We start from the raw sequence: 1,487 nt of genomic DNA, 5'->3' as shown, positions 1-1,487 counted from the left end.
CCATTGCCCTGTTCGGGCCATCAACGCCTGGGAACGACCGACCTGTCAGCCCGGCCAACACAAATAAAGATTCCGCCCCGTCGGGGTGTCTCGCAACGACGGGGCGATAAGGTGCTTAACCAGTTGCGTCACTCTGTGGTGACGGCTGCCAACCCTATAACGCCAATCCAGTCTACCGAGAATCGAGAGATACGCTGTTCCAACAAGAAAATGCCAATCACCTTAGCCTACGGCATGACGTCAACACTTCGGCTTGCGCAATTCGAGCGTCGTGCGATGCTGGCTTGTCGATTAATTAAAAGGTGGCTTATGGCGACGGGAACAGTGAAGTGGTTTAATTCGACCAAGGGCTTTGGCTTTATCCAGCCGGACGATGGCGGCCAGGATGCCTTCGTTCACATCAGCGCGGTCGAACGAGCGGGCATGCGCGACCTGCGCGAAGGACAAAAGATCTCCTACGAGCTCGTGCCAGACAGGCGGTCGGGCAAAGCGTCAGCCGAGAATCTTCGCGCCGAGTGAGGCCTCAGATTGAATGCGAGGGCCCGGGCGGATCCGCCGACATGCTCTCGGCTCAGTTCCACCGCTCGGATCCGGGTCATCAAAGGGGAGGCTGTCGCGTTCTGCGTCGCCCTCCCCTCGGCGCCGCCGCCCTAGGTCAGCTGGTGCAGGGCAAAGCCGGGCTGCGGCGTGCTGACAAGCCGGCCGGCCACCACGGCGTCGATCCCCATCACAGTGCTCAAATCGCAACCCAAGACGCCAGCGCGACCGACGTTACGACCATCACAAGCCATTCGGCGCGGTAGAAACCGAGGATCTCCTYAGTCGAGCGACCCTCGACGACATCCGTTGCCCGATCCCGCGCCGCGATATGAGGGTCGTAAACGAAGCCAAGACCCGTCAAAAACGCGACCGCCATTTCTTGGTCGATATCACCGACCAATGACCAGACCCTTGGCCCGACGGGGAGAAAGCCGTTTTGCAGGCACAGCTCAGTGTCAAGATCGACCCCTTCGATCTCGAACTCGTTCGGCGTTTTCCGGTAGGGGTGTTTTTGCATCGCAAGCGCAACGTGCGTGCCGTTTCTTGTCTTGGCGAAAGCAAACATGACATCGTGGGGGCGGTAGGCCATCGCAACTCTCCCTCAACACACATTCGTACCTTAGAGCGGGCCGGCTCGTCTTCAAGCGCGCCAATCCAGACTTTTGAGTACGGCTGAACGATCCCAGGTCAGAGGCGAGGCTCAGTTCCACCGCTCGGATCCCGGTCATCAAAGGGGGAGAACGTCGGCGCCGCTCGTCGGAATCGCCTCGCCAGCAGCGTGTCCTTGCTCAGCAGGCCCGCATCCTCGAGCTTCTCGAGATCGGGCAGGTCGCGCAGGCTGGCGAGACCCAAGACCGCCAGGAATGTCTTCGTCGTCACATAGGTATAGGGCGCCCCCGGCTCCGGGCTGCGGCTCTGATGGAGGGAACCAGCCCGAACTCTGGGTC

At 60.6% G+C, this 1,487-nt stretch carries 2 protein-coding genes and 1 pseudogene; 1 reads left to right on the top strand and 2 read right to left on the bottom strand.

Annotation, left to right across the window (positions count from 1 at the left end; all coding sequences use genetic code 11):
- The first annotated feature begins 309 nt into the window (after positions 1-309).
- Positions 310-519 (top strand): cold-shock protein, encoded by a 210-nt coding sequence (locus AC1DJT_RS36660; protein WP_441509217.1) that lies wholly within the window; start codon positions 310-312, stop codon positions 517-519.
- A 217-nt stretch (positions 520-736) separates the two neighbouring features.
- Here the strand turns inward: AC1DJT_RS36660 and AC1DJT_RS36655 are convergent, their stop codons facing one another.
- Entirely contained in the window at positions 737-1,129 is a 393-nt protein-coding gene (locus tag AC1DJT_RS36655; protein WP_476836057.1) for a hypothetical protein, read from the bottom strand.
- A 98-nt stretch (positions 1,130-1,227) separates the two neighbouring features.
- Positions 1,228-1,487, bottom strand: a pseudogene (locus tag AC1DJT_RS36650) (hypothetical protein); the annotation flags it as partial.

This window comes from Allobosea sp. 05T422_2 (assembly GCF_056396265.1).
The sequence above is the reverse complement of the archived record's forward strand: the minus strand, read 5'-3'. Positions and strand labels throughout refer to the sequence as shown.